The organism is Hyphomicrobium sp. 99 (assembly GCF_000384335.2).
In the GTDB taxonomy this organism is placed as follows: domain Bacteria; phylum Pseudomonadota; class Alphaproteobacteria; order Rhizobiales; family Hyphomicrobiaceae; genus Hyphomicrobium_B.
On the sequence record NZ_KQ031382.1, the window covers coordinates 3,446,785 to 3,470,934 of the forward strand.

Sequence of the window (24,150 nt, forward strand, 5' to 3'; positions counted from 1 at the left end):
CGGGTCAGCAATGTGCAGGCCGTATCTTAACCGCAGACAGACTTAGGCAGTAACACTGCCGTAGGATGTCCGCGCCGACCCTGCGGTCGTCCGAAATTGGGCTAACGTGAGCAGGTTTGTGGCCGCCGACGCGAGGCCGTCAAACCATCGATGTATCGGGGAGCCCGAGCTTCTTGCAATAAGCCACTAATGACGCATTTTTCGGCAGCTCGAACGTCTCGTCGCTGATTGGGTTGCCTTGCCAGATTCTCGGTGCCTGCGGCACGTTCGTACGATTGTGATAGAGTAGATGCCCGGAGCCAGTTGCCCTGATCGAAAGACGGGGGTCCCGCACGAAAAGCACCCGCGTCCCGCTCTTCGGAGGAGTGAATCGACGAGCTTGCCGTCGGACTGTTCCCATACACTATGAAAATCGCCCACGATGACAGCGTTGCTGCCCTGGCGGAATCTCCAAAGCGCCCAACCGTGAATGCGCCGGCCGCCACGCTGCTGCACGATATGTTTAGACGATACGTGACAGAACTTTGGTTCGTAACCTCCGCCCAGGTCCTCGAAATCCACGAACACAGGGCTGCTCAAATTCCACAGCTTCAAATATTCGAGAACGTCGGCATCTGATCCAGAACCCGGCAGCTCCATCTTGTCCTCCTTGCTGCTCGCCCCATTTCGCTTTTCGTGCTCAAACAGCGGCAGTTGGCCAGTCATGAACTGAGCTGCGTTGCCAGGCTCACGGTGCCCAAATTATCCAGGCGGCCGACTGGCTCTCATCGAAGCCACACCTCAGATTCCGGACCTGGTCTTTTGTGCTCGCACTTTGCCGGTCGCACACCGCTCGATGTCGGCAATTGAGATTCAGCGGCCGTTCATATCGGCATGACCTACAGCATACAGCCCCTACGCACAGTCATTTGCCTCGATTAATGCAGGCATTCTTTTCGTAATACAACGCCCCATTTTCTATTGAAAATTCGTCTTTTCGCTGGCCATTTCCGGCCGGTATGGGGAATAGAACTCCACCTCGCCATCATTGCAAAGCGAGCGAGGTCTCCGTGGCAGGCTCAATGAGCTTCAGCAGTATTGGGAGAAGGGGCCTTGTCCGACTTCTCTTGCTCGAGTTTCAATTTACAGTTTGTCTCTGCAAACTGTAGCGCGACCGCCAAACCTTCAACCTCATAAGTGTTCTGCGATTGGATCGAATCGTCGATCTTGATTGCTATCCCGAAGCGCTTTTTTGCGGCTAATGCCCGATTGAACAAGGCTAACACGTTAGGTCCGTTGCCCATGAAGCGGTAGCTGTTCGAAATGATGTCCCAAGAAGCCGGAACTTCAACTCGCGGATCATTGTCCACGATAACAACCAGTGACATCTTCGGATTGGTTTTGAGGTACTTGGTATCGTCGTCATTTGGCTTCCTGCCGTCGGGAACATAAATAAGAGTCGGCTCGCTTTGCCCAGCGGTGCAGCTGAACCCCGCTTCTGCAGCGCTAAAAATGTTCCCTTGCGTAACGTAGCTATAGTAGCTGTCGCCGTTGAAGGCGTCTGCATATGTATGCGTTTGCCATTCCGCCAACGCCGGCGTTGCGATCAGAAGAGCGAGCCCGACTGAAAATAAAATTCTTCTCATAGTCATTCCCGTGAACATGCTGCCTTCCAATTCGCTTACACTTTCGACCGTCAAAGAATCTGCGCACGAACACATCGCAGCAGACTAGGCGCGGATCGAAGCCTGCCCGGAGTCCATAGATATCTCCTGCTACGTCGGACAGGCACTGTGTCGTCTCGTGTTTGAACAGAATTTTCGTAGGGCTCGCGGTAGATTTCGCCGGGTTGTGGTGAACGCACCGACGAACATCTCGAGGCCGAGACTAAAAGGCTCGGCTTCGAGCATGATTTGTGGCTCGATGACGAATTGGGGGCTTGAGAGAGCTGGCGAACTATAGCCCCGGCGCTCGCGTTGAAGACCTACGCCAAAGGATTGAACCAGAAGGCGACGGCCAGCTCTCCTAGCGCCACTTGAATGCACGCCCCGGCTTCGTCTATCTGGCCTACCGTCCTCTGACCGTGTCGGCCATAATGCCGGGCATGAAGCCGTGTATGTCGCTGCGCACTTCGCCCTCCACGGTCGCGCGGCAGCCGGTAGCACAATTGGTGACGATCCATTTCCGCATTTCGCGGGGCACTTTCGAGATGTCCACGGCAATGCCGTTCATGTCGAAAGCAGTAGCCGGGTCCGTGAGCATGAACATATCGCCCACATACATGCCTTTTCCCAAGGTCCGAATTCGCTGGCCCTCAAGCTCTTTGATATCGACCTTGAGATCGACGAGCTTAAGATCGGCATAGCTCGCCGTTTCGTGCTCTTTTGGCGCCGATGGCTGGATCTGATAAGTGCCGTCATCTTTGAGCAAGACCTGACGACCGTCTCCCAAAGTCGCGATCTGGTCGGCGTAGGCAGTTCCAATCGAGCAGAGGAATAGTACTACAAAGCCAGCTTTTCGCATTTCGCTTCCTATCTAATTAGTCATGCTGACAACAACGCCACAACCACCCGCTCGCCGGAAAAATCGAAATCCTAAAGCTCGCGCTAGTCCGGACACTCCATCATCATTTTTGCAAATACCGGCTTTGCTGAACCGATCGGAATATCTTCCTCGATGGAATTTCCTAAAACCGTAAGGGTCGTCACCCTAAGACGAGAACCTGCCATTATCCGTTGAAAATTATCGTCGCCAATGTGAACGGCCCCTATTTGCTGCTCTATCTGTGTGGGCAGCTGCATTCCCGATGGCGGATTGTTATCGATCCTGTACTGAAATCCACCGACACCGCCTCGCGCGCGATAGCTTATGTAGAGATCACGGCTGGAAATCTGAATGTGCGGTTTCCCTACCGGCAGGAGAAGGCAGGACACCTTGTCGGTCATCGAATCCTTGCTTCGATGAATTTCCCAACCCGAAAACCCCGATTGTTGATCTGCCTTTGCCTTGCCCGCCTGTGTGGATTTGCCATCCATTTCCGCCGCCTTTCGGTCGTAACAGGCTAATCGAGCTGACGGATTTGCAATCGTTTTGCATTCCTCTGCGAATGCCGACTGGGCGGTTGAAATTAGCGTGGCCGAGACGGCCAAGGCAAAAAAACGGTTCTTCTCGATTATAAATTGCATCATATCCCCCCAATACAGTTCGCCACTATGGCGGGTGGCTATTAATCGTCAAGAGCATAGCCGCAGGGGCATTAGACGACGCGATTATAAGTCTTACCATCAAGGACGCGTTGAACTTGATCGGTATTGCGTGCGCCGATCCGCACGACGATCTCCTGAACCGGAAACGAGTTCGCAAGTTCGCGAATAGCACGAACTTGATCTACGGAAAGTCGATCGTCACGCCCGCAGATCTGCGCAACTGCCCAGGCGTCGTCTTTCCACTTCTCAGAAACCCAAGGAGCAGGAAGGCCCTTGCGCGGGTGGTCCCGCAGCCAAGCTTCTAGAATACGGTCCCGCTCGTCGGGCATAGGCACCACGCGATCAGCAAGCATTCCATTTTCGCGTAAGTATCGAAGTCCGGACTTGCCACCAGGAATCATGTTTAGCCGACGAGCATCGATCCAGTGCCCTTCGACAATCGCTTCCTCTGCCGAATAAAGTGCCTCCAGGTCATCGGTAATACCCATCACCTTATGATGGATGTAGGTGACCCGTCCGGCGGCTAGCTCGTCTCGCAGTTTTCTATGAAATAGGAGAGGGCTTCCGGCTTCAATGGCCCGGCGGTGTTCAGCCCAGCGCAATTGCCAGCTGCGCGTTGTTACGCCGACGTAGAAGTAACCGTCGCCAGGATATGAACCGCTGTGCCCGAAAATGTGCTGATAAAGCACGAAGGCTTTCTTTGGCCACGATGACGGGGCGATGAGGTGTTGTGCCGGCGACGAAAAGATTGCGCTTGGAGTTTTGACGTTGAGGAGCGTTATCGTCGAGTCTCTTCCCAGAGCTTCCAACCGTCCCCCCTCGATGAGCGCCGGATCTTCAACGATTTCCAACCGAATTTCTGGAGTGATGGCGAGTTCACCCTCTTCGAGCGGTCGTCCGGAGCGAAAGTCGCACGAGCCTACGCCCCGGTGTCCGACTTGCACCCTTTGCTGGGGCACTATGAAAATCGGTTCATCACCAAGTGCCACCATGTGCACGACTGGGATCATCTGACCGGGTTTGACCCGCATGAGCCCGCCGCGCTCTCGTGCGACAGTTAGCCAGTGCTTGCCGTAGCCAGTGCGGCACCAGCTTCGTAGCATTGATTCAACTTCATGCAGGCGCCGGTGCATGACTTTTGGCGCTAGATGTTCCCACCACTGCCTGTTGATTTGGATCGCTTTCAAGGCCCTGCCTCCGCGAGCTGTACGCAGGCACGCCGATCCATTTTACGCAGAGCTTTGATTCGCGCTTCCCGTCATTTTAAACCCTCTCATAATCGGGAAGCAGTCGGCTAAGATCTAAGCATCATACTTAGACGGCCCTCAGCCGACCGATGCCGCAGAGAGGCTTGAGATTGCACGATAGTCCGTCTGCCCGGCGGCTTTAGAGAGTGGATATCCAATGCGCCGATGGAAGCGAACAAGACAAGACTTTGCAGAATTTACGAAGGGCCAGGACGTCATTCTTGACGAACTGGCAAATGCTGTTTCGGGCGAGATGCTGCTTGATCTTCTGACGTGGCTGGCAGACTTCAAAAGTGCGAAGCAGACGAGTGAGAGGTTTTTAGCCGGTAAACTTGAGCGCGAGCGAGTTTGGATCTCGAAAAGATGATCGCTCGAAGATTTGGGCTGGGTACGGGCTTCTATGGTGAGAAATCGCCTTGGCCCCCAGTCTATGTATGCGACGAGAAAAATTATCGACTCTGGCTCGACCATGATGGCAGTCTCGGTCGGAAAGATGACCGGACCTGAAGTCGCATTCGAACCAAAACTAAGCACCTCGGAACACCTCAAACTTTGAGTTGGGAGGCGATTTCTGAAGTGATCCCGCTTGGCCTAATGACTCAAGTTGCGCCTACATAAATAATAGTTGGTGAGGTCTGTCTCAGATGGCGACCCCGACGGCCCGTGCACAACAGGCACCAACGTCAGACTGGACGCTGCGGGGCGACCCTGCCGGTGGGGTGGACGCTGCGGCAGGACGCGGGGGCGCGACCCCCATTGGCAGTGGACGCTGCGGCTGTCACCTCCGGTCCCGGCTACCGACGAGTACCGACCCCGACGACATACCGTGCTTCCGGACCGTGATCCGCTTCGCTAAGAATTGAGGCAATAGAGGATGAGCGAGAGTGAGCGCGAGCATGAGAGACATAGGCGGTGGGTTCCCCGGTGGCGGCGGAGACGGCGGCGGCGCGAACGCTGGCATCACGTACACGCTGAAAGTTCAATTGGCCGGACGCCCGAGGCCCAATATGTTTTACATCGCGGGCGGCGAGAAAGAGGTCGCGCGCCTGCGTGGCCGCGTTGCCGATGGCGGCATCATCGCCTTCAACACGCTGACGCATTCGATCGCGGTGAACCTCGACCACGCCTTGTGGGTGAACTTCCTCGAAGACTACGGCACATTGAAAGGGACAGGGCCCGGCTGGAAGCTTCCGATCGATAACGATTACGCCGTCGGAATGCTGTTTGCTGGGCACGAAAAGCCGGTCGTGGTTGCGGTCGATCCCGATGCTAATTCGCCCGTGCGCATGAAGGGCAAGAAGATCCCGGAGCACGAGTTCGACAACGAGGGCGTCAGCGGCTGGAATTTCCTGATGCACTTCATGATCGATCTTGACGTCTACGGCGACAGCGAGGTGGACGACGCGTTCCTCTCCTTCCCCGACATTGACGGCGAAACGTTCCACGTGAACGTCGACCTGTTGCAGCTTGCCGTCATCCCGTTTGAGATCGAAGGCAATCACGACTGCATCGAAGAGAAACCGAAGAGGCGCAGCCCCAAGAAAAAATGACGGACACGACGACACCCGAAACGAAATTGCCAGATACAGTGGGTCAGAGATGAAGACCATCTTGAAGGGCGTTAGCTTGAGCGTTCTCCTGCCCGCGATTCCGGTCGCCGCCGAGACGCGGGTCGAAGGGGCCATACGACTATCGCAGCTCACGCTCAGCGCTATGGAGTGCACCGTCTTCGCTAAAGAGGACGCTGAGGCTAATCGGTTGTTTCAAATCGCCATAGACGCGGGGCGAAAATTTCTCGCTCTGGCCCCGACATTGACGCCTGAAGAACAGAAAGCCGCAAGCCCACAAATTGCGGTGCTATGGGGAGGCCTGTCGGGTCCATCGGTTGATTTCGTCTTGGGCGAAGCATGGCACGCGATGTCGTCCGCCGCCTATAAGAAGCTGGGCGATGACACGAAACGCTGGGATACCGAAAAGGTATTCAAGTATGCAGACGCTAATTGCAGGCTCATCCGTTGAGCCGTGAGCAGATTATCTACCTGAATCGAACCACATGCTAGGGCAACGGAATGTCAGTGTTGCGTAGCTCTTTTGGAATTTGAGACGCTACATCTGTGGCAGGTTCTTCGACTTTAGTCATCGCCTGAACCGCTGCCGTGATTTCTGCCGCCCGCCGAAAGGCCTCATCATCAAGATCTCTGCCATGGAGAAAGTTTGCAATGGCAGCCAGCAACTTCTGCTCGATAGCTCCAAGCAGATAGTAGTAGCCACTAGCGCCAAACTTTTCGATGAACTCGCTCTTCTCGGGCAAGACGGAAATCATCATTGGCTTTAGGGTATCTTCCTGATTGAGATATCTGATACCACCGTTGCTGAGCGCTTTGAGCACAGCCACAGATTGGATGAGAACGCTCTGGTAGGCCCCGAACAACGCCCAGATGTCGGCCGGCACGAAGGGTCGTTCGGAAAGTGCGGAAGCTGGCTTCATATCCAAGCCGTCAAGTCCGGCCATGGTATGCAGATTTTCGGCAAGCTTCTGCACTCTGGAATCTCCATCTTCCGCCGCTTTGAAAACCTCCTTCAGGTTCAAGTTCGATAGAAAGCGCGCTGCTATTTGCATCTGATCAGTGGCGATCTTAGCCGACCAGAGCTTTTCAACTGCTTGGAGCCGCCGGACATCAAGCGCCGACTGCCTAGCCGACCGCAACGACAACGTCGCGTCAGCAATTGATCGAAGCTGCCTCTCGCGTGCATCGAGTTCTGCGCTGAATTTCTGTTCTGTGCGCCGCAATTCCGATTTCAGATTTTCGATGCGCTGATCAAAATGATGCTGAACGAACCCGCCAACATATTTCCCCACCGCTTGTCGAACGAAGGGAAAAGTCAATCCGACGGCCATGAGAAAAATCGAGCCGATGGTAGTGAGCGCGATAGATGAAAAATCGATGTTGATTGCCACTATCGCTTCCCCGCGTGATGCGAAATCTTCGAGCCCGGTTCGTTCGCATCCATACCACGATGACGGTATCGCTCGAAGGACATTGGGGAGCCGATAACTCATCTATCAAAAATCTAAAAGTTTTGATCCCCCTCAAATCATGCTCCGAAATACGGCCTTCTCGTCGATTATCAAAACTCCTTCGCTAGCACAGTAGTACCGGCGGTTCCTTGGGTGCCCGGTGAGTCGCTATGTCTTCCGCCGCCGCGCACGCTCAGCAGTCTCGAAGGTCTGCCCGACTTGAATTGAAGATTCAAAATCAATGGCGGTCAGCCCAAATTCACATTGAAAATTTCTCTTATCGCTAGTAATATATATAGGAGATTCAATGAGTTATTGAATGTCCGAGATCGCAAACAATATCGCCCTCTCTCTGCATCCGACGACATCGCACCTTTCAGAACATGCCCGTCTCTATAGCGCTGCGTCGCTGCGGCCAACAACGCGCCGCGCTTATGCAGCGGCACTCGAGGGCTGGCTCGAGTGGCGAGATCAAGAAGAGCTCGAACCGGCCCTTCCGGTCGATGTCGCAAACTACATCGCTGGGCGCGCCGCAGCCGGTCAATCCGTTTCAACGTTGCGCACTATCATCGCCGCACTAAAAGCCGGTCACGAAGCGAAAGGCTGGACGTTTGACTCATCGTCTCCAGTAGTCAGCCGCGTACTACGCGGCATTGCCAATTTGGAGTACCGGCTCCCTCGACAGGCCGAGCCCTTGCACGGGGCAACCTTACTGCGCATCTTGAACGCCATTGCTTCCGTCGAAAGACCATCAATCATCGATCGACGCGACGCGGCCCTCCTCGCGCTCGGCTACACCTTCGCGCTTCGACGTTCCGAGTTGGTGGGTCTTGACTTCCACGAACAAGGTCGAGGTGAACAACGCGGAACGGGCGTCCTCCGGATGAAAGAAAGAACGATCGAAATTGCATTCGCAATCTCGAAGACAGCGAGCGGGCAACCCGAAGTCGTCACGGTTCCTCGTGACGAAGCGATTGAAACCGCGAAAGCCATCGAAGCTTGGCTCGAAGTATCAAACATCCACTCAGGGGAGCCCCTTTTCCGGAGCGTGTCGAAGAGTGGAAAAATTCGCCAGCGACTAAGTGGACAGAGCGTCTCATTGATTGTGAAAGCGCGCTTCGCCGAGCACGCAAGGATTGAGCACGGGTTCTCCAGCCACTCCGCCAAGCTCAAGGCGCAACACTATTCCGGACATTCCCTTCGCGTTGGCTTCTGCGTTTCCGCCGCAGAAAATGGCGCCGACATCCGCTCAATCGCGAGTGTCACACGGCATCGTTCGTTGGTCATGCCGTGTCGGTACGCACAGCGCGCCGATCAAATTCGGACATCCCCCCATCGCCTTCAAGGAATTGGGCTCAAAAGCATGGAGCAATAGGAATGGCGACTTTGATCAAGTTCCCGCGACCTAAACAAGAACTTGAGCCGGACGAGGATGTTGTTGCGATTCTGGCCGAACTCTTGGTGCGGGCCGAGGCTGGCAAGCTTCAAAGCCTTGTGGTGGTCACCATTTCCGAAGACGGTACGCCCGAACTCGCGATGAAGATGGATCGAGGACACGCAGCCAGCGTTATCGGCGGCCTCCATGTCGCCGGCACAAAACTCGCACGGCTGCTCGACTTCGCGCTGAGTGACGAGACAAGCGAAATTCAGGACGACGAGGAACTATGAGCAACGGCTTCGTCTCAGTTTCAACGAACATTCCGAGGATTGTTACATCCTCCTGGTTCGTGCCGTTAGAGCCGACCAAATTCTGCCGTGTCGGAATTTCGCGTGGCACTCCACGGGGACAGTCCGGCATCCAAAGTTGCCGCCGTCACCGCGAATACGGTGCCCGCAACTTCAACTTACCTAACACACAATCAAAGTGGCACTTTGGGCGAATGACTTTTTCTACTTCCCAGAAGTCATCTGACTCCCGCCCAGGTCCATTTCTTCCACTTTCTTCGAAGCGGAATTGGACACTAACCTCTCCTCGCTGAAACGAAGCTATCGGCTCCCCCTTCCGCCTCTGGAAGCGCACCTTGCCCGTTAACGAGCCAAATCATAGAAGGTCGTGAAATCCCCCAATGGCGTGCCCAATATTTTCAAAAAACGGGGTCCTGCCCTTCCAATTAGCACCCGATTGCAAATGGACATCGAACAGCCAAGCCGGAAGACAGATCGAATAGCGATTGCCGCTTCACATTTGGCCACCAGCGGCAAGGAGAACCGCTCATGGTAGGGGGCCTACCTTCCGCCAGGAGAGCAATTAGGCACGTCTCATTGATGGCTACGTATTGCTTTGTCCGGGCGCGTCTAACCTCATTTCAGAATGACGGAAGAGTTGGATACAATCATTGATTGCAAACGCGAAGAACGATGAAAAGCTCCTGATAGGCTTCTTGGGGTCTTGTTTCTCCGCCCTTGCCCAAAGGGTAACGAACAGGCTCGCCGGATCTAAATACGGAATCCTCTTCCACTCCTTCGCCCAGTCTTTCAACGCCGCGACCGTTGCAACACGCTGGTGCTCAAGGTCAGCCATCATACGGCCGCGAACTGCTTCACAAGCGAGTTCAAAATAGGTTTCATCCGACAAGCCATCGAAGCCACGCTCGTCGATCGACGCTCCCAGCAGCGACCGATATGCATCGATGCCCAAACGGGGCTTTGGTGCGTCGATGGGACGAGCGACCTCGATCGCGGCAACGGCCTCGCGCGCACGCGCGGAAGAACGCGCTGCTGCTGCTGCTGCTTCTGCTGTTCGCTGACACGCGCGCAAAGCGCTTTCCCTATTTAACGTAGGTATATGGCTAGAATAGTCTGTATATATGACCGGGATTTCACTGCCATCAACTCGGATTTCATCGACCCCAGACCCGGAATTGACGGCCGCGAAACCAAGTATTGATGCATGGTTTTCGGCTATGAAGACCGGGCCGTCGTAGGCACCGAAAGCGTCGGCGCCAAACACATCCGCACGGAAGGACAGCCGGTTCGGCCCGACGCATGCAACGACGCCGTCCGCAATGAGTTCCTTGACGAGCTTGATGACGGTCCTGCGCTTCAATCTCGTCGCCTGGATAAGGTCTTCAAGCGCCACATTCGCAAACCCTTCATCCAGGTCGAAGGCGGATTGAATCTCAAGGAGAAGCCTGAGTTTTGCTCCAAGGGTGCGCCCGTTCGACTTCAGGCGGCACAAATGCGAATAAAGCGTTCCGTGCGCGATAGCGATCCGTGAGCCGAAGTTGCGGCCGAATTTATCGCGATCGGAGGAATCCACGACAAGCAGTTTCTCGGCCGTGAGAACTGCAAGTACCCCACGGCCCTTTGCTTCCAACGAGTCCTCAGAGATTCCGATCTTGGCGGCAATTTGGGCATGCGTCAAAGCCCGACGTCGCTCGTTATCCCACAGAACACAGGGGTACGGGGGCTTTCCAGCACGCTTCGCAACAGATTGGAAAAAGCCTAGCGCGAGACCTAGCGCGTCGTGCCCTCCGGTTTTCGACGACGCCAAAAGCTTCAGCGCATCGGCACTAAAGAAATCAGCAAGCGTACTGGGTGAAAGTTGCGCATGGCGCCGCCAGTGTTGACCGGCAGTTATCGCCCATGCGCGCAATGCCAAATCGGACGACATGAGAGCTTACCTAATCGTATGAACACACCGAGATCGGGTTGCCGTGTCGCCAAAACCGACACCGCCTTAGCCCGCCCACTGTCAGTCAGTGTAGCGCGGAACGCAGTCGAACAGAGGTTTACTCCACAGCAACGTCGGACGCGATATTATCGCACTGCCCACAAGTTACTTGAAAGCAACTGTGGAATTACCAAAAAGTAAAGACTTGCTTGACTTTTATAAAGTAAAGCCTTCCGAGACTATACAGCAATCGATTGAGCTAATTGAGGAAAATGGAACTCCCTCATTATTGAATACTCAATAGAATACGAGCGTCGATGAACGAGACCGCCTAACCAGCGCGCACGCGTCAAAAAAATGCACGTGAAGAAAACAAGCGGCTTGCACATTTGCACGACCATCGTTCATCAATCGGAAGGTTTTTTGTAGCGCCTCGGCGGAATACAGAGAACCTTGACGTCGACGCTAGCGAAGCGTTCGTCAAAGTTAGCACCAACCGAAATGGATTGCTGGGCCGCCCCAATGGAGGATCACTGGCAGTTCCGGTGAAGGCGCAATTTCGCCCAGTCTTTGTAGCGTGCCCAGTCTCGTGACCAGTCCTCGTTCCGCGTTGTTATCGGTTTCATTGAACCGCTGACGGCGACGTCTGCGTTCACGAGGGGATTACTATGCTTTTGAACCGCTTCATCATGAAGTGCGATGAGCATGTGGGCATTGTCCTGATTGGGACAATGCTCGCAGCTAGTCTCGCCGCAAATCTCTATGCCGTCTCGACGCTGATGGACTCTTTCGTCGGGAGCTGCGTGCAGTTCGCCGTCGTGACCGTCTTCGTCTGCCTTGAGGCTCTGGGACCTATCAAGGCGCGCGAAGCTTTCCGCAACCGGAAATTCGCCGCCGGGATCTCAATGCTGGCTGCGGTGGCTTTGGCGGTCTGCAACACCACCGTCAACGAGTTGACGTTCTACAATGTCAACTATGCCAACAAATCGCAGGGCCTCACCAAGTCGAAAATGCTCTCCGATGACCTCGGCACCGAGAAGGCCGAGATCGAAGCGCGTCTCAAGGCAAACGCCAAGATCCGCCCGGCAGCAGAAATCGAGGCCGACATCGCAGCCGCGATGGCGAAGATTGTGCGCATTTCGCGCAAGCAGGGAGGCACGCTCAGCGACCTCACGAAAGACTGCACTGCGAAGCAAGCTGAGGCCTACCTCATGTGCGGCGGCGTCTTCGCATTGCGTTCAGAGCTTGCCAACGCCGTCGCGGCGCTGCCGCAGATGGCAAAGGACCGTGCCCGGCTTGAATTCATCCGGCAGTCGCGTGAATGGGTCACCTCGATCGGCACCACACATCCCGGCGCGGCGCTCTTTGCCAAATGGGCTTCCATCGACGCCGAGCAGGCTCAAGGGATTTTTATCTTCCTGACCGTGCTCACCCTGCAGTGCCTGAACCTCATGCTGCCGTTCGCTTGGTTCTATGCCGAGGAGCGGAAGTGCAGTGCCGTCCCTGCCGAGCCTACTGGCAAGACGCCGGAGGCTTCAGCTCTTACCGGCAAACCCGCCGACAAACTGGCCGTTACCGGTAAGCCCGCAGAGCACATTGAAATTGCGGGCATGTTTACCGGTAACGCGATCAACGAGGTTACCGGTAACGCTGCGCGTGCGACCGACACTCAAGCCGAGATTCCACATAAGCCCCTTGTCAGAGATTCCGTGGAAATTACCGGCAACCTCGCCGAGGGCCTTACGGGCAACGTCAACGCAGGCGAGACTGAGTCGGCTACCGGCAAATCCGATGAAACCCATGCCGGTAAGTCTGGCGAGAGTTCTACCGGAAGCGTCGGTCCCCACGCGGATAACGCGCTCAAGTCGGCGCATCATACCGGTAAAGCAAAGCGCCTCGCCTATGCTGGCATCGAGCGCTTCGCGATGCAGTTCTGCGACATCGGAGAAGGCTTTCACGAATGTACGTGTGACCTGTTCGCGGCATACGCGCCCACTACGGATCCCTTATACCGCCTCAACAACGTGCACTTCAGCCGCCGGCTCCGCCAATTAATCGGAAAGGGGACTAACGCGCGCGACACCGCGCCTCGCAAAAACGGTCGTCGCATCGTCATGGGCCTGCGCCTGAATGACGAGGGCCTCAAGCTGATCGGCCGTTATACGAACAATCTCGCGTCTTCGCCGCTCGCGGCCAAGGGAGCCTCACGCCGGGCCGCTTCGCATGAGCTCGCAACGGTATAGGACCGATCCTGATACGATAGGTGCAAGGTTCAGCCATAAAAGCTTTGACGTGATCCCGAGCGCGGGAGGTGCCCCGCGCCCAGAAAGAGATCACATGGTCATCAGGCTGAGCGCCACATGCGGCGACGACTTAAGGCCGATCGGAATGAGCTGTCCGTGCTGGCACGATCCGAAAGTGATGGCGCACTTCAGAGAGAGATCAGCGTTGCTCTTGCTTGGGCCGCGTAACCGGCTCAAATATCAGACCGACTCCATTTCGGAGCGCCGCGCAAACAAGAGGAGGTTTCCATGTAGGTAAGCAACCCATGGAGCCCAAAATGGCACACTACAAGCGCCGCAAGGCACGTATTCATTGCCCCAGAGCTATTCGAGGCAGCGAGACGAGCTGGCGAGCGAAGAACAAGCTGAAGCCGGTCGTTCTCTCCCGCGAAAGCCGGCTGAAGGCAGGTAATTGGGAAGGCTGGGCCTTAGCCTGGCATCCCTACAAGCGAATGATGAACAGCTACCCAAAGTCGTGGGATATTCTCTTTCACACTCGACCGAAGCGTCGCGAGAGTCGGGCGCTCGAAAAGAAGATTATCCAGGGTTACGACGCCGACGGAATCGTCTGGCCCGTCGGAAACCACAAGCCGCACACTTACTATTGGTGACGCCAAAGGCCGGACTCCATGCCGGCCTTTTTCATTCCATCGGCTCCGCGTCCGTGCTCGAGGCAACCCAGGAATCAAATCGCTGGGTGAAACACCACGAGAGCCCCATCGAGCGTCGGATCCGTCGTTCTTTGCTATGAATGAATGGCCCATTCGCTGCGTGTTCTCCGGTTTTGGAAGCTCTGCCTATTGCCATAAGGTCTAGCATCACGATACAATTATTGCAGACTCGAAGTCCCGACGATGTCGGTCGGCTTGAAACCGCAGCGCAGGTCGGAGTTGGTGGAAGACACTATGAAAGACGAAATTAGAAGTCTGGGGAAGCGTCTCAAGGATGCACGGCGAGATGCGAAGATGACCGGCGATGAAGTGGCAAAAATTCTATCAAAAAGTAAGCAACTCATAAGTCATTGGGAGGCCGGAAGGTCGGAGATAACGATCGTAGATCTGCGGAAGGTAGCAAGTCTGTATGGGGTGGAGATTGAATGGCTTCTATCAGGTACCCCATCGAAGAGCGGCATGAGACTTAAGCCTCGGCAGGGGCGCATTGTATCAAAAGGCAGCAAAGCTGAGATTCTAGAGATCGCGCGTGGCGCTCTGACCATAGAAGATATTGCAGAGAAACGGCACACGTATGCGGATTGCTCAGCGCACTCTATCTCCTTCGAGATCTTCGAAGATGCGATGGACGGCGCCAGCATAGCCGGGGTTACGGCATTCAAACCCGGCCATATCGTCACCGTAGACCGTGAAAAGATGCCTTCTCCTGGCGAGTGCGTAATGCTGGTTATGGTCCGCTCGAAGGACGTCGTTTTCCGGCGATACAAATCGCAGGGCTTCGGAAAGCCGCTAGCGGTACCGTTCAAGCTAACCGCCGACAATTCGAGCTACGACACGATAGACGTGAAGCGCGCCACTGACTTCGTCTTCTTCGGAACGCTCGTTGAGCACGTGATTCTCGGTTCGAAATAACCCAATCATGCAGATACCGCGCTCTCGCTCGATATGGTCGCCTCCTGCGCGTAACATCCAAATTGAAGTGATCGGCTCGATCAAGGTCGATGACACCTCACCGTCATAGGCGGCGGCGACTTGCCCATGGACGGTTTGAGGCGCCACCTCCGAGAGATCCGACGGGCCCTCACGGAAACCAGCAACGCCAAAAGACCTCCCTTCCGCGCTATTCACAAATTTCTCAGGAAAACCCGCTGCGAGAGGATCGTAGCAGGCTTTTCTGCAAGGCAGGCGCTGGCGCAGGAAGTATCGTATTGATATACTTCATTTAGACATTATAATTTCAAGGCACGATACTCTCGCCGGAGCCAAAGGTCATGTTTTCGAGCGCGCCGTCATCTGGTGAGCATCATGATGGTCTTGTCATCGCCGACGCGATCCCAGAAACCTTGCTCAAGGATGTTGAGGCGGTGTTCGCCGGCCGCCGTTATCAGACAACCGGCGTAGTCGCTCATCTGCTTGGGATGACCCCGGTGCACCTACGGCGCTTGGCAAATGCAGGCGCCATCGGCTCGGTGAAGCTGACGGGCTGCCATCGCCGGTTTCTCAAGGAAGACGTTTTGATGTACTTGAGGAGCAAACGCACATGTCAGTCTTCCGTGCCCTTCGCCGAGACGGAACTCCAGAGCCGTATTGGCGCTATTCGTTCAAAATGCGCCTCCCTGGGGAACTCAAATCCCGCAAGTTCCAAGGCTCCACGCGCCAGAAAACGAAAGCTGCAGCCCGCGAATACGAAGAGCAGATACGTCGGAAGGCAGCGACAGGACAACTAGCGACGCTGATGACCATCGGCGAGGCGACGGAGCGCTATCTCGATGAGATCCTCCCGACGTCGCCCTCAGACGAAGCTCGCCGGACCCAGCGCCTGCACATGGCCGAGGTTGTGCGTTACTTCGGTGCCGACACGCTCCTGACGTCGATCACGCAAGCGACCGTCTCCGGGGCTGCCAGCAAGCGCGCCAAGCAGCCGCTGACGCGTTGGAAGCGGGTGACGCCATTCGTCCGCAAGCGCGACCGCACACCGGCAACCCCGGAAGCCGTTTACGAGCTTCGGTCGATCCAGCAACTGCCGACGCCGGGTTGCGTCAATCGCCAGATCATCGAACCGCTGCGCCGCGTCCTCCGCCGCGCTAAAAAGCAGTGGGGCGTCATGATCGACCTCGATCAGTTCACCTGGGGCGGCCGCGACGGCGTCAAGCGCAAGGAACCCGACGAGCGCAACCGCGAGCTGTCGCTCAAGGAGGAGCTGCGTTTCTGGGGCGCTCTGCCGAGGGGCTATCACGACATCTGCGAACTCTTCATCATCTCGGGCAAGCGCCAGTCGATCTGGCTCGGGCTCGAAAAGGACAAGGTCGATCTCGAGGCCCGGACGATTACCTTCCGGCTCCTGAAGAAGCGCTCGGTGCAGATCGTCACCCAGAGGCTCACCCAGCGCGAGTACGAGATCGTCCGCAAGGCCTACGCGGAAAGCCCGGCCGAGTGCCCGTTCGTCTTCACGATCGAGAGCGAGCGGAATTTCGAGCACGGCGCCATCCGCGCCATCTCGGCGCAGATGCTCCGCCGCGCCGTCACGGCCGCCTGCGCAAAGGCCGGGATCGAGGACTTCCACCCCCACGACTTCCGCCACACGTTCGGCTCACGGCTGGCGCGGGCGACGAAGAACATCAAGCTCGTCCAGAAAGCGATGGATCACTCGAACATCAAGTCGACGCTGCGCTACGTCTCCGTGCAGCAGGAAGAGATCGTCGAGGCCCGGGGCCGCGTCCAGACGGCCAGGGCACCCTTGCGGCTCGTCGCCGCTGAGTGACGCCAATCATCGTTGGACGGCATCAGGCCTCGGAGCAATCCGGGGCCTTTTTGTTGCCGGGTGCAAGTCCGGGATCTGCACCCAAATTGCACCCGAACGTGCACCAGGTGCCCTCTCCCCTCCCCGGCCCCTGCCTCGAGGCCGGCTCCCGTGCGTTTGACGTAGCACATGCGTAGCACGCTTTTGCGCCTGCCTTGTTTTTTATTGGCTTTTATGTTCTTTTCGGGCTACGGGAAAACCCTGTGATTTCAGTCAAAAAGCCCAGGAAAATCGGGCTTTGCGGGCGTAGTTCAATGGTAGAACGGCAGCTTCCCAAGCTGCATACGAGGGTTCGATTCCCTTCGCCCGCTCCAAGATTTCTCGTCCACCGGTAAACGGCCGCCGCGCATCGGCCCGTTCAAACTGCGGATGATGACAGAAGCTCGCTCTCGCGCGCGACGCGCTCGAACACCTCAGCGATCGTCTTGATGCGGTAGAGGCGCTCGCCACCGTCAGCGGGCATAACGCGCGTAACCTTATAGAGTCTGGCCGACGCCGCGAGCCCTCGCATCGACGGAGAAAAGTCGACCGTCTGCCCCACTCTGAATTTCGCTATAGCCAAGTTCGTTCTAGACATTTTTCATCTCCGTATGTCGCGCCAGATCTGCTTCGAGATCGGCAAGTTGAAATCAACGATTTTTGGCATCGTGCCTGCAGAACAAATCAAAGCGCCAATTTGGCGTTTTCCGCGATTTCATCCGTCCACACACGGAAACCTTCCAGCGTGTTGGTACCAAACGTCGTTGTCATCGCGACGTCCGCCGCGTCCCGTCCACGCGCAATCAGTACGCGACCGATCCGAGGGACATTGTTCCGCGGATCGAACGTACACCAACGATTGCCGAGGTAGGCTTCGAACCACGCCGCGAAATCTCCCGGCGGATAAGGCGGCAGCGTGCCGACGTCGCCGAGATAGCCGGTGCAGTATCGTGCCGGGATGTTCAATGCGCGGCAGAAGGCGATAGCCAAATGCGCGTAGTCGCGGCAGACGCCGCGGCGCTCTTCATAGGCTTCCGAGGCCGTCCTCGTGACGCGTGCATGCTCGTAGCCAAAGGCTATGTGATTGTGCGCGAAATCGCAGATCGCTTGAACGCGTCCCCACCCCGGTGTCGCGTAGCCGAATAGCTTCCAAGCCAAATCCAACAGACGATCACTGTCGCAGAAGCGGCTGGCGAGAAGGAAGACGAGCGCCTCTTCCGGAAGCTGTTCGACCGGCACCTGCCACGCATCGGCAATCACCGGATCAGGCTGACCGGAATCGCTGACAATTGCATCGGTGGAAATTCGAACGCGTCCCGCCGGCGCAACGATCCGGCTGCACCAATTGCCGAATCCGTCGCGATAACCTGAGATCGGCGCCGGAGGGCTGACAATGATATTATCGGGCATCGCGAGATCCGAAACCCGCGTGTAGTGAATGTTGAGCATCAGAATGGCGGGTGTCGGTTGAGCGAACACATAGTCCAGCTCATAGCCGACCCGAAGCTTCATACGTTCATCCCTAATCTGGACCAGAGTTGAACCGTTCAATGCTGGACGTTCAGGTTGGCAAGCGCGAGCCGTTTCAGGCCCGGAAGATCGCGCACGCCATTCGCGGATGCTTCTATGACCCGCAGCGCGAGCATGAGGCACGTGCTGTCGGTCGGAGGCGCAGCGATCGGCCCGCCCGGTTGATTTTGAATATCGAGCAAAGCTGCTGCGTAAGCGCGATAGCAAAGTGCAAATTGATCGGCTGTGAAAGGCGGGCGAGCGTACATTCGCGTCCTCCGGGGGCAGGCGGGAGCGCGAGCATCTCTCAGCCATCGACGCCAGCAAACATTGCCGATGGTCGGATGATCATGCGCGGTTGAGGCGAATTTAGCTACCTTTTTTATTCGAAAGGACGGCGATGCATCGGCCGGGAGGATCTAAAACGGCCGGTACACCTCAAAATCGTCAGCATCCTGATAACCGCTAAAATGCTCAGACCCCGGCCCGATGAGCGTCCAAATCGATGATGTTGTCGCCCGGCGCGTTGATGGGCGAGAAGTCCGTGACCTTGTTGCTGTCGCAGACATACAGCCACTTCGCATCGAAGAGTTCGCCGTCGCGGATATACCCAAGGATGGCGCCGTGCTTGGGGCGCCAGAAAAGTGTAGGCGGCAACGCCGTCCCAAGCTTCACCCAGTTAGGCTCGACGTACTCTCCGACAGGCTTCCAGTGGATCATTATTGTCCTCGGCTTCCTTCATAATGAACGCAGCCGGAGCTAAGTCCCCGGCAAGATCGATCTCGAGAAGGGTTATAGGTCGATTTCAGCGAGGTGTCCTGGCCGAATATCAAAGCAATGCGATGGGATTATTCGATTTGCCCAACCGCGAGCACCTTTGAGATCGATCCTGCGCCGCTACCGACAAATCCAATTTGAACACCCGAAGTCATTGGCATCCGCGTGCGCATTTGGCAGTTGGGGATTGCACAATGGCGTCCGAACCCCCATCTATGGTTTATGTGGAACTATCCCAAGAGTGCGCAGCATCAAGCGGCAATTGATGCGATGAAACCCGAACGCGATCGCGAAGCTGCAAAATCAAGAGTCGCTGAAGCGAAGCTTCGTCGTCAGCAAGAGGCAATTCAAGCCATCCAAGAGCGCGAAAATGAGCGCATCGCTGTTTTGACGAAGACACAGCGTTTGCGGGCTGAACGTCTCGCGCGCGAGGCCCTCGAGGCCCCAGCTCCAAAAAAGGGATCGCGGTCCACCGTCAAACCGGCTACGAGATCCGCCACAAAACTCAAATAGCCGACGCATTAAACGACCGGAGCCACCCTTGCCTAAATTTCTCGAATGCACTGATCTGGCGAGTGGCGAAGCCATCAACGTCAACTTCGACAATGTCGAAGTGTTCGAAAAGGCCGATCAGTCCGGTCTATCCGGCACGAAGATCAGCTTCGTCGGCGGCCGGTATATCTTGGTGAAGCAAACGACCAAGCAATTGACCGACAGCGTCAACGGCGACCAATCCTGAAATTCATCTCCCTGTAGTTGGATGCGTGCGGGCCAATTCCCGCACGCATTTCATTTATGAAACTCGCGCTGCCCAGCGACGAGTTCTGTTGCGCTATCCGATCTGCAGATGAGGCCCCGCCGTCTCGCCTTTCAGAAGGGGCAAGTCGCGCGGTCTCCCGTTCACGGACCATTCAAGTGCTAACCTGCTGACTCGGGTTTCATACAAAACCGAAGCGGCACGTCAATCAAAGCAAGAATAACCGCCTTTGAGGGTGAACTTTACGCGGCCTGATTATATTTTTGGGGCTTTAGATGAACTTACACATTGTGGCCACATAACGTGCCCAAAGCGTTTCGACCAACCGTCAACCCGCGTTGCAGTTACGAACGAAAGTAAGAAAGAGAAGAGGATAGCCACGCATGAACACTCTCATCAAATACACGCTGATAGCCGCCGCCTTTGCGGCAATGCCGTTCGGAGCGCAAGCGGCTGACGCGGACAAGGGGCTCGAGCTGGCATTCTTGCCCAGCGCGCGAGAGGTCACGTTGCTCAACGAGGGCGGCAAGTTCGTCACCGTCGACATGAAGAAGCTTGCGAAGGGCGATAAGTGCCATCTCGAAAAGGATGCGGTCATTGTGAAGGTCGGCCCTGGCGCCACTCCGGCAACGACTCTCGTCCGCTACGCCGCGCCCAATCTCGCTCACGGTGGATGCCCATTCTTGACCGAGTTCGAAATATCGGACGAGGACTACACGGCAGCACGCGCAGCGTTCACTGCCAAGACGGATGAAGCCTCCAAGAAGGTCGACGATCTCAAGAAACAGCTCGGCGATAAGTGGAACGAGCTGACGAAGACGAAGCAGTAGTCAGCGGAAGCCGTAGAATGACGAGAGCGAAAGGCTTCCGGCTATTTGGCCTTTCGCTTTCTTCTCGCCGGGTCGTTGCGAAGAAGTGAGATCAGATAGATCCCAAGCGCTATCGGCGCGCCGATAGCCAAAATCATCTTGATATCCTCAAGCATCGCACAGGCTCCCAGAGCGATCCGCGAGCCGCCTTGATAGCACACGCGCGGCCAACGCTTTTGAGCGCGCTGTGCAGCAAATAATTATCCCCTCGCTTTTCTCGCACCTGATGCCTGAAATCATCAGTCGAGAGATCATGTTGTTCGGGGCTGATTTCAAAGGCCGGGAAGACAACGCCCCCCGACCTCAAGATAAACATTACTGCTGCTTAGCAGCCCAGTTGCAACATGCACCTACTATAATTCAGGCCTCCAGGAACCCATCGACTACCGCACACCTCCTGCACGGCATCGCAACTGTTGACGCCGGAGTAGGGAGGACCGCCAGGACCACTGGGCCGATCTGGCCAACCGAAATGCTGAATGCGCTGAACCAGCGTTTGATCCGGTGGTGCAGTCGTGATTCGTGGCTCTGCGAGAGCCGACGTTGCAACCACGGCAACACCACAAGCAATAAACCCGAACACGATTTTTTTCATTGTGCGTCTCCTTGCTGGGAAGCAAGAAGAGTCTAGCGCCACCTCAGTGCGAGAATGAACTTTCGCACTTCGCGCTGAACATCCAGTTCACAGACGGATTCCTTTGAGCCATGTTTCATGACGCGCTGCACACGCCGCGCGACGAATGAGAAATTGATCTTCGATTGCAGAAAGAGGTCATGAAACCCGAACCGAAAAAAAGCCGGGAAGCTGAAACCTCCCGGCCTCGAAAATTGATTTGGTAAGTCGCGCCTGTCAGCAGCCGTGACGCCACAGGCAACGGCGGAATCCAGGACCGCCCCAACCCCAGCGGTCAGCGCAGAGATGCCGCACGCCGAAGCAGCCGCGATATCCATAACCCCAACCCGGACCACGCCAGCCGGGACCACGCCAGCCGCGATGCCAGTGGTGATAGTAATCGGCTTTCTGAACCAACGATTGAGATGAAGGAGGCGTCGGGAACATCGGCTCCGCTGAGGCCACAGTCGCGAACAGGGAGCTGCTGAGTGCAATAAATCCGAGAGCAATTTTCCTCATTGGGTGTCTCCATTGCAGTAGAAGCAAGAGACATTTCTGACCCAAAAAATTGCGGAATTTGTGCGCTTACGAGAATGTATGGAAGACGCACGAAAATGAACATACGTTCACGATTTCCGCGCAATCAGCAGCATTCAGAAGATGCATTGGGTGCTAAGGAGGCGGTTGCGACCCGGAAGGGTGAAAGCGATTTAAATCGGGTTCACCCGCAGGCGCACTTGCCGCCGGAGCACTCGCCCCCTGAAGCGGCACCTTGGGATTCATCTGCCCATAATAATAGGCGCTTGCGCCCAACGCGAACGCCGCGAGCAGCACTGCCACAAGCACATTCAGCGTTGTGTCCGTTCTTCGAACCACCTCATTGATGCCGCGGCTCTCGCTCCAGAAGGCCATGATCGTCTCTCCTCGCCTAAGGCGTGTTTGGCTTTGGAGTGTCGAATGCGACAAGCGCCGCAGGCGATGTCGAAACAATTCCTGCGTCGTCGGTTAGGATGCGTCCGTACATCAGCACCGATAGCAGCACGATACCGAGAACGAACGAAACAAACACGCCGATCCAGACAATGCGCCGTGCGTCGCGACGCGCGAGCGCTTCGTCCGCGACGTCGATGAAATCGTGGTCTCGTTTTAACGCCATGGCGTTATCCTCCAAACGACTTTGGTAGGAAAACGGCGCGCGAGGAACGTAGTTCCGGATGAATTTTAGAATTAATCCGCATAAAGAAAAAGAGAGCGGCGCTGTAAGCCGCTCTCTTCCTTGAGCTTATCGCTCATAGACAGAACCATTTGGGGACGGCGCGGTTCTGCCAGCCACCGATCAAACCTCTGGGGTAGAGGTTGCCATGTAGATCCATGGGCAACAACTACTCAGCACTAATGCTGCTGTCGGCATTCGCTAAGCAATCTGATTTGGGTGCAGAGCGTCAAGCCCGTCGTGATAATGACGCCAACCAAATAATGCCATGAGCCACGCCGGACACACCACCCGAGGCCCGCTTCTCGGGCGAAATATCGCGGCAGGGAACCACAGGTAATGACAAGCGTTTTTGACCCCGAGCGCGGCATTTGCCTCGCTCTGTTAGGATGCCGGCTCGGTGCGGACGAGCCGGCATTCCGTTGGTATTAGGAATGACATGCAGATCACGTGCTACAGCTCGGATGAGCTAAAGAAACTCGCTCACATCATCACTGAAATTCTCGCAGAAACACGCAGCCGCTACCCGGAGCTTTCGACAGATGACGTCGTTCAGCGCGTCTGCGCTATCGCCGACCAAGGCGAGCGCGACATATCGAAATTCCGTAAAGCCGTCATGATGGACGCAGCTTGAGCGGTAGTCCGGCCATCAACCTGCGTTCAGCCTGCCTACGCTGTTCGCCGGAGGCAGTTTGGAGGAACCAAGCGTAGGTATCCGCGAGACCATCGTGGAGGCTCGTTCGCGGCTTCCAGCCGGTCGCCGAAAGACGCGAAACATCGAGAAGCTTGCGTGGCGTCCCATCGGGCTTCGAAGGGTCTGTAACGATCTTGCCTTCAAACCCGACCACGCGGCAAATCAGCTTCATGAGCTCCAGGATCGTGATGTCTTCGCCCGAGCCGATGTTGACATGGTGTCCGCCGGAATACCTCTCCAGCAAATGCACGATTGCATCCGCAGCATCGTCGACATGCAGGAATTCACGGCGAGGCGTGCCACTGCCCCATATCGAAACCTCGGAGGCGCGGCCGAGCTTGGCCTCATGCGCCTTGCGAAGAAGCGCTGGAATGACGTGCGACGTCTCAAGATGAAAATTGTCACCCGGTCCGTAGAGGTTGGTCGGCATCACCGAAAAGAAATCGGCGCCGTATTGCGCGCGATAGGCTTCGCACAACTTTAGCCCGGCTATTTTTGCAATGGCGTAGCAATCGTTGGTGGGCTCAAGAGGACCGCTGAGTAACGCCTCCTCTCGGATCGGCTGCGGCGCGAATTTGGGATAGATGCAAGAAGACCCGAGAAACACGAGCCTCTCCACGCCAGCTCGGAATGCGGAATGGATGACATTCGTCTCGATGACGAGATTTTCGTAAAGAAATTCCGCCGGCAGGGTACTGTTCGCCTGAATGCCGCCGACCCGAGCAGCCGCAACGATGACCGCGTCAGGTCGCGCTTCGAACATGAAGCTGCGAACGGCCGCCTGATCGAGCAGATCGAGACGGTCCCGCCCGGCAGTAATCAGTTCGCAAGGCTTGCGCCGAAGCCGGCGCATCAGCGCAGCTCCGACCATCCCACGATGACCGGCAACAAAAACGCGTTTTCCCGAAAGATCGTAGAACAT

At 56.2% G+C, this 24,150-nt stretch carries 24 protein-coding genes, 1 tRNA gene and 1 pseudogene; 13 read left to right on the top strand and 13 right to left on the bottom strand.

Annotation, left to right across the window (positions count from 1 at the left end):
• Positions 1–1,058 precede the first annotated feature (1,058 nt).
• From G359_RS16645 to G359_RS16660, 4 genes are all read right to left on the bottom strand, one after another.
• A complete protein-coding gene (locus tag G359_RS16645) occupies positions 1,059–1,679 on the bottom strand; it encodes a hypothetical protein (protein WP_156150809.1) in 621 nt (206 codons plus the stop codon).
• 367 nt (positions 1,680–2,046) lie between these two features.
• Positions 2,047–2,502, bottom strand: a complete 456-nt coding sequence (locus G359_RS16650) for a hypothetical protein (protein WP_156150810.1) — start codon at positions 2,500–2,502, stop codon at positions 2,047–2,049.
• Positions 2,503–2,585: 83 nt separating this feature from the next.
• The gene (locus tag G359_RS16655) at positions 2,586–3,164 is read right to left on the bottom strand and encodes a hypothetical protein (protein ID WP_197077597.1); all 579 of its coding nucleotides are present in this window, start codon (positions 3,162–3,164) and stop codon (positions 2,586–2,588) included.
• Positions 3,165–3,235: 71 nt separating this feature from the next.
• Positions 3,236–4,288 carry a GIY-YIG nuclease family protein gene (locus G359_RS16660; protein WP_197077598.1) on the bottom strand — a complete coding sequence of 351 codons (1,053 nt, stop codon included), beginning with the start codon at positions 4,286–4,288 and terminating at the stop codon, positions 3,236–3,238.
• A gap of 1,040 nt (positions 4,289–5,328) precedes the next feature.
• On the opposite strand from G359_RS16660, the gene G359_RS16670 reads away from it, so the two are divergent.
• On the top strand, positions 5,329–5,982 hold the full coding sequence (locus tag G359_RS16670; RefSeq protein WP_045837032.1) for a hypothetical protein: 654 nt from the start codon (positions 5,329–5,331) through the stop codon (positions 5,980–5,982).
• Between the two features lie 49 nt (positions 5,983–6,031).
• Positions 6,032–6,451: a hypothetical protein gene (locus G359_RS16675; protein WP_045837033.1), complete on the top strand. Its 420-nt coding sequence runs from the start codon at positions 6,032–6,034 to the stop codon at positions 6,449–6,451.
• Between the two features lie 37 nt (positions 6,452–6,488).
• Here G359_RS16675 and G359_RS16680 read toward each other — a convergent pair whose 3' ends face one another.
• Positions 6,489–7,391 (bottom strand): hypothetical protein, encoded by a 903-nt coding sequence (locus G359_RS16680; RefSeq protein WP_045837034.1) that lies wholly within the window; start codon positions 7,389–7,391, stop codon positions 6,489–6,491.
• A 379-nt stretch (positions 7,392–7,770) separates the two neighbouring features.
• Between G359_RS16680 and G359_RS16685 the strand changes: the two genes are divergently transcribed.
• Together G359_RS16685 and G359_RS16690 are read left to right on the top strand one after the other, a co-directional pair.
• Positions 7,771–8,826 (top strand): tyrosine-type recombinase/integrase, encoded by a 1,056-nt coding sequence (locus G359_RS16685; RefSeq protein ID WP_045837035.1) that lies wholly within the window; start codon positions 7,771–7,773, stop codon positions 8,824–8,826.
• 11 nt (positions 8,827–8,837) lie between these two features.
• The gene (locus G359_RS16690; protein WP_210165516.1) at positions 8,838–9,119 is read left to right on the top strand and encodes a hypothetical protein; all 282 of its coding nucleotides are present in this window, start codon (positions 8,838–8,840) and stop codon (positions 9,117–9,119) included.
• 601 nt (positions 9,120–9,720) lie between these two features.
• On the opposite strand, the gene G359_RS16695 is transcribed toward G359_RS16690, so the two are convergent.
• A complete protein-coding gene (locus tag G359_RS16695) occupies positions 9,721–10,629 on the bottom strand; it encodes a hypothetical protein (RefSeq protein WP_156150811.1) in 909 nt (302 codons plus the stop codon).
• Between the two features lie 1,103 nt (positions 10,630–11,732).
• Here G359_RS16695 and G359_RS16700 point away from each other — a divergent pair.
• From G359_RS16700 to G359_RS16720, 6 genes and pseudogenes are all read left to right on the top strand, one after another.
• Entirely contained in the window at positions 11,733–13,307 is a 1,575-nt protein-coding gene (locus tag G359_RS16700; RefSeq protein ID WP_045837038.1) for a hypothetical protein, read from the top strand.
• A 317-nt stretch (positions 13,308–13,624) separates the two neighbouring features.
• Positions 13,625–13,957, top strand: a complete 333-nt coding sequence (locus G359_RS16705; RefSeq protein WP_156150812.1) for a hypothetical protein — start codon at positions 13,625–13,627, stop codon at positions 13,955–13,957.
• A gap of 294 nt (positions 13,958–14,251) precedes the next feature.
• A complete protein-coding gene (locus G359_RS19780) occupies positions 14,252–14,929 on the top strand; it encodes a helix-turn-helix domain-containing protein (RefSeq protein ID WP_197077599.1) in 678 nt (225 codons plus the stop codon).
• Between the two features lie 506 nt (positions 14,930–15,435).
• Positions 15,436–15,492, top strand: a pseudogene (locus tag G359_RS21165) (hypothetical protein); the annotation flags it as partial.
• Between the two features lie 65 nt (positions 15,493–15,557).
• On the top strand, positions 15,558–16,778 hold the full coding sequence (locus G359_RS16715; protein WP_045837040.1) for a tyrosine-type recombinase/integrase: 1,221 nt from the start codon (positions 15,558–15,560) through the stop codon (positions 16,776–16,778).
• Positions 16,779–17,057: 279 nt separating this feature from the next.
• A tRNA-Gly gene (locus G359_RS16720) sits at positions 17,058–17,131 on the top strand.
• Positions 17,132–17,175: 44 nt separating this feature from the next.
• Here G359_RS16720 and G359_RS20595 read toward each other — a convergent pair.
• The 4 genes from G359_RS20595 to G359_RS16740 all read right to left on the bottom strand — a co-directional run bounded on the left by G359_RS20595 (position 17,176) and on the right by G359_RS16740 (position 19,025).
• On the bottom strand, positions 17,176–17,394 hold the full coding sequence (locus tag G359_RS20595) for a hypothetical protein (RefSeq protein ID WP_045837041.1): 219 nt from the start codon (positions 17,392–17,394) through the stop codon (positions 17,176–17,178).
• An 86-nt stretch (positions 17,395–17,480) separates the two neighbouring features.
• Positions 17,481–18,308 carry a transglutaminase-like domain-containing protein gene (locus G359_RS16730; protein WP_045837042.1) on the bottom strand — a complete coding sequence of 276 codons (828 nt, stop codon included), beginning with the start codon at positions 18,306–18,308 and terminating at the stop codon, positions 17,481–17,483.
• Positions 18,309–18,343: 35 nt separating this feature from the next.
• A complete protein-coding gene (locus G359_RS16735; RefSeq protein ID WP_045837043.1) occupies positions 18,344–18,574 on the bottom strand; it encodes a hypothetical protein in 231 nt (76 codons plus the stop codon).
• Positions 18,575–18,779: 205 nt separating this feature from the next.
• A complete protein-coding gene (locus G359_RS16740) occupies positions 18,780–19,025 on the bottom strand; it encodes a hypothetical protein (RefSeq protein ID WP_045837044.1) in 246 nt (81 codons plus the stop codon).
• Positions 19,026–19,623: 598 nt separating this feature from the next.
• Here G359_RS16740 and G359_RS16750 point away from each other — a divergent pair.
• Positions 19,624–19,821 carry a hypothetical protein gene (locus G359_RS16750; protein WP_045837045.1) on the top strand — a complete coding sequence of 66 codons (198 nt, stop codon included), beginning with the start codon at positions 19,624–19,626 and terminating at the stop codon, positions 19,819–19,821.
• A 401-nt stretch (positions 19,822–20,222) separates the two neighbouring features.
• Entirely contained in the window at positions 20,223–20,669 is a 447-nt protein-coding gene (locus G359_RS16755; RefSeq protein WP_045837046.1) for a hypothetical protein, read from the top strand.
• Between the two features lie 889 nt (positions 20,670–21,558).
• On the opposite strand, the gene G359_RS20600 is transcribed toward G359_RS16755, so the two are convergent.
• Together G359_RS20600 and G359_RS16765 are read right to left on the bottom strand one after the other, a co-directional pair.
• The gene (locus G359_RS20600; protein ID WP_156150813.1) at positions 21,559–21,840 is read right to left on the bottom strand and encodes a hypothetical protein; all 282 of its coding nucleotides are present in this window, start codon (positions 21,838–21,840) and stop codon (positions 21,559–21,561) included.
• 409 nt (positions 21,841–22,249) lie between these two features.
• Entirely contained in the window at positions 22,250–22,477 is a 228-nt protein-coding gene (locus G359_RS16765) for a hypothetical protein (protein WP_045837048.1), read from the bottom strand.
• Between the two features lie 496 nt (positions 22,478–22,973).
• On the opposite strand from G359_RS16765, the gene G359_RS16770 reads away from it, so the two are divergent.
• Positions 22,974–23,168, top strand: coding sequence for a hypothetical protein (locus G359_RS16770; RefSeq protein ID WP_045837049.1), 195 nt, complete (start codon positions 22,974–22,976; stop codon positions 23,166–23,168).
• Here G359_RS16770 and G359_RS16775 read toward each other — a convergent pair.
• Positions 23,149–24,150, bottom strand: coding sequence for a GDP-L-fucose synthase (locus G359_RS16775; RefSeq protein ID WP_045837050.1), 1,002 nt, complete (start codon positions 24,148–24,150; stop codon positions 23,149–23,151). The genes G359_RS16770 and G359_RS16775 overlap by 20 nt on opposite strands.

Bases quoted from the DNA above. Each gene is read 5' to 3' on its own strand.
- G359_RS16770 (WP_045837049.1), top strand. From the start codon at position 22,974: ATGCAGATCACGTGCTACAGCTCGGATGAGCTAAAGAAACTCGCTCAC.
- G359_RS16650 (WP_156150810.1), bottom strand. From the start codon at position 2,502: ATGCGAAAAGCTGGCTTTGTAGTACTATTCCTCTGCTCGATTGGAACT.
- G359_RS20595 (WP_045837041.1), bottom strand. From the start codon at position 17,394: ATGTCTAGAACGAACTTGGCTATAGCGAAATTCAGAGTGGGGCAGACG.
- G359_RS16660 (WP_197077598.1), bottom strand. From the start codon at position 4,288: ATGCTACGAAGCTGGTGCCGCACTGGCTACGGCAAGCACTGGCTAACT.
- G359_RS16740 (WP_045837044.1), bottom strand. From the start codon at position 19,025: ATGATCCACTGGAAGCCTGTCGGAGAGTACGTCGAGCCTAACTGGGTG.
- G359_RS16685 (WP_045837035.1), top strand. From the start codon at position 7,771: ATGTCCGAGATCGCAAACAATATCGCCCTCTCTCTGCATCCGACGACA.
- G359_RS16765 (WP_045837048.1), bottom strand. From the start codon at position 22,477: ATGGCGTTAAAACGAGACCACGATTTCATCGACGTCGCGGACGAAGCG.
- G359_RS20600 (WP_156150813.1), bottom strand. From the start codon at position 21,840: ATGAGGAAAATTGCTCTCGGATTTATTGCACTCAGCAGCTCCCTGTTC.
- G359_RS16655 (WP_197077597.1), bottom strand. From the start codon at position 3,164: ATGCAATTTATAATCGAGAAGAACCGTTTTTTTGCCTTGGCCGTCTCG.
- G359_RS16700 (WP_045837038.1), top strand. From the start codon at position 11,733: ATGCTTTTGAACCGCTTCATCATGAAGTGCGATGAGCATGTGGGCATT.
- G359_RS16775 (WP_045837050.1), bottom strand. From the start codon at position 24,150: ATGTTCTACGATCTTTCGGGAAAACGCGTTTTTGTTGCCGGTCATCGT.
- G359_RS19780 (WP_197077599.1), top strand. From the start codon at position 14,252: ATGAAAGACGAAATTAGAAGTCTGGGGAAGCGTCTCAAGGATGCACGG.
- G359_RS16715 (WP_045837040.1), top strand. From the start codon at position 15,558: ATGTCAGTCTTCCGTGCCCTTCGCCGAGACGGAACTCCAGAGCCGTAT.
- G359_RS16735 (WP_045837043.1), bottom strand. From the start codon at position 18,574: ATGTACGCTCGCCCGCCTTTCACAGCCGATCAATTTGCACTTTGCTAT.
- G359_RS16670 (WP_045837032.1), top strand. From the start codon at position 5,329: ATGAGAGACATAGGCGGTGGGTTCCCCGGTGGCGGCGGAGACGGCGGC.
- G359_RS16705 (WP_156150812.1), top strand. From the start codon at position 13,625: ATGGCACACTACAAGCGCCGCAAGGCACGTATTCATTGCCCCAGAGCT.
- G359_RS16730 (WP_045837042.1), bottom strand. From the start codon at position 18,308: ATGAAGCTTCGGGTCGGCTATGAGCTGGACTATGTGTTCGCTCAACCG.
- G359_RS16755 (WP_045837046.1), top strand. From the start codon at position 20,223: ATGAACACTCTCATCAAATACACGCTGATAGCCGCCGCCTTTGCGGCA.
- G359_RS16675 (WP_045837033.1), top strand. From the start codon at position 6,032: ATGAAGACCATCTTGAAGGGCGTTAGCTTGAGCGTTCTCCTGCCCGCG.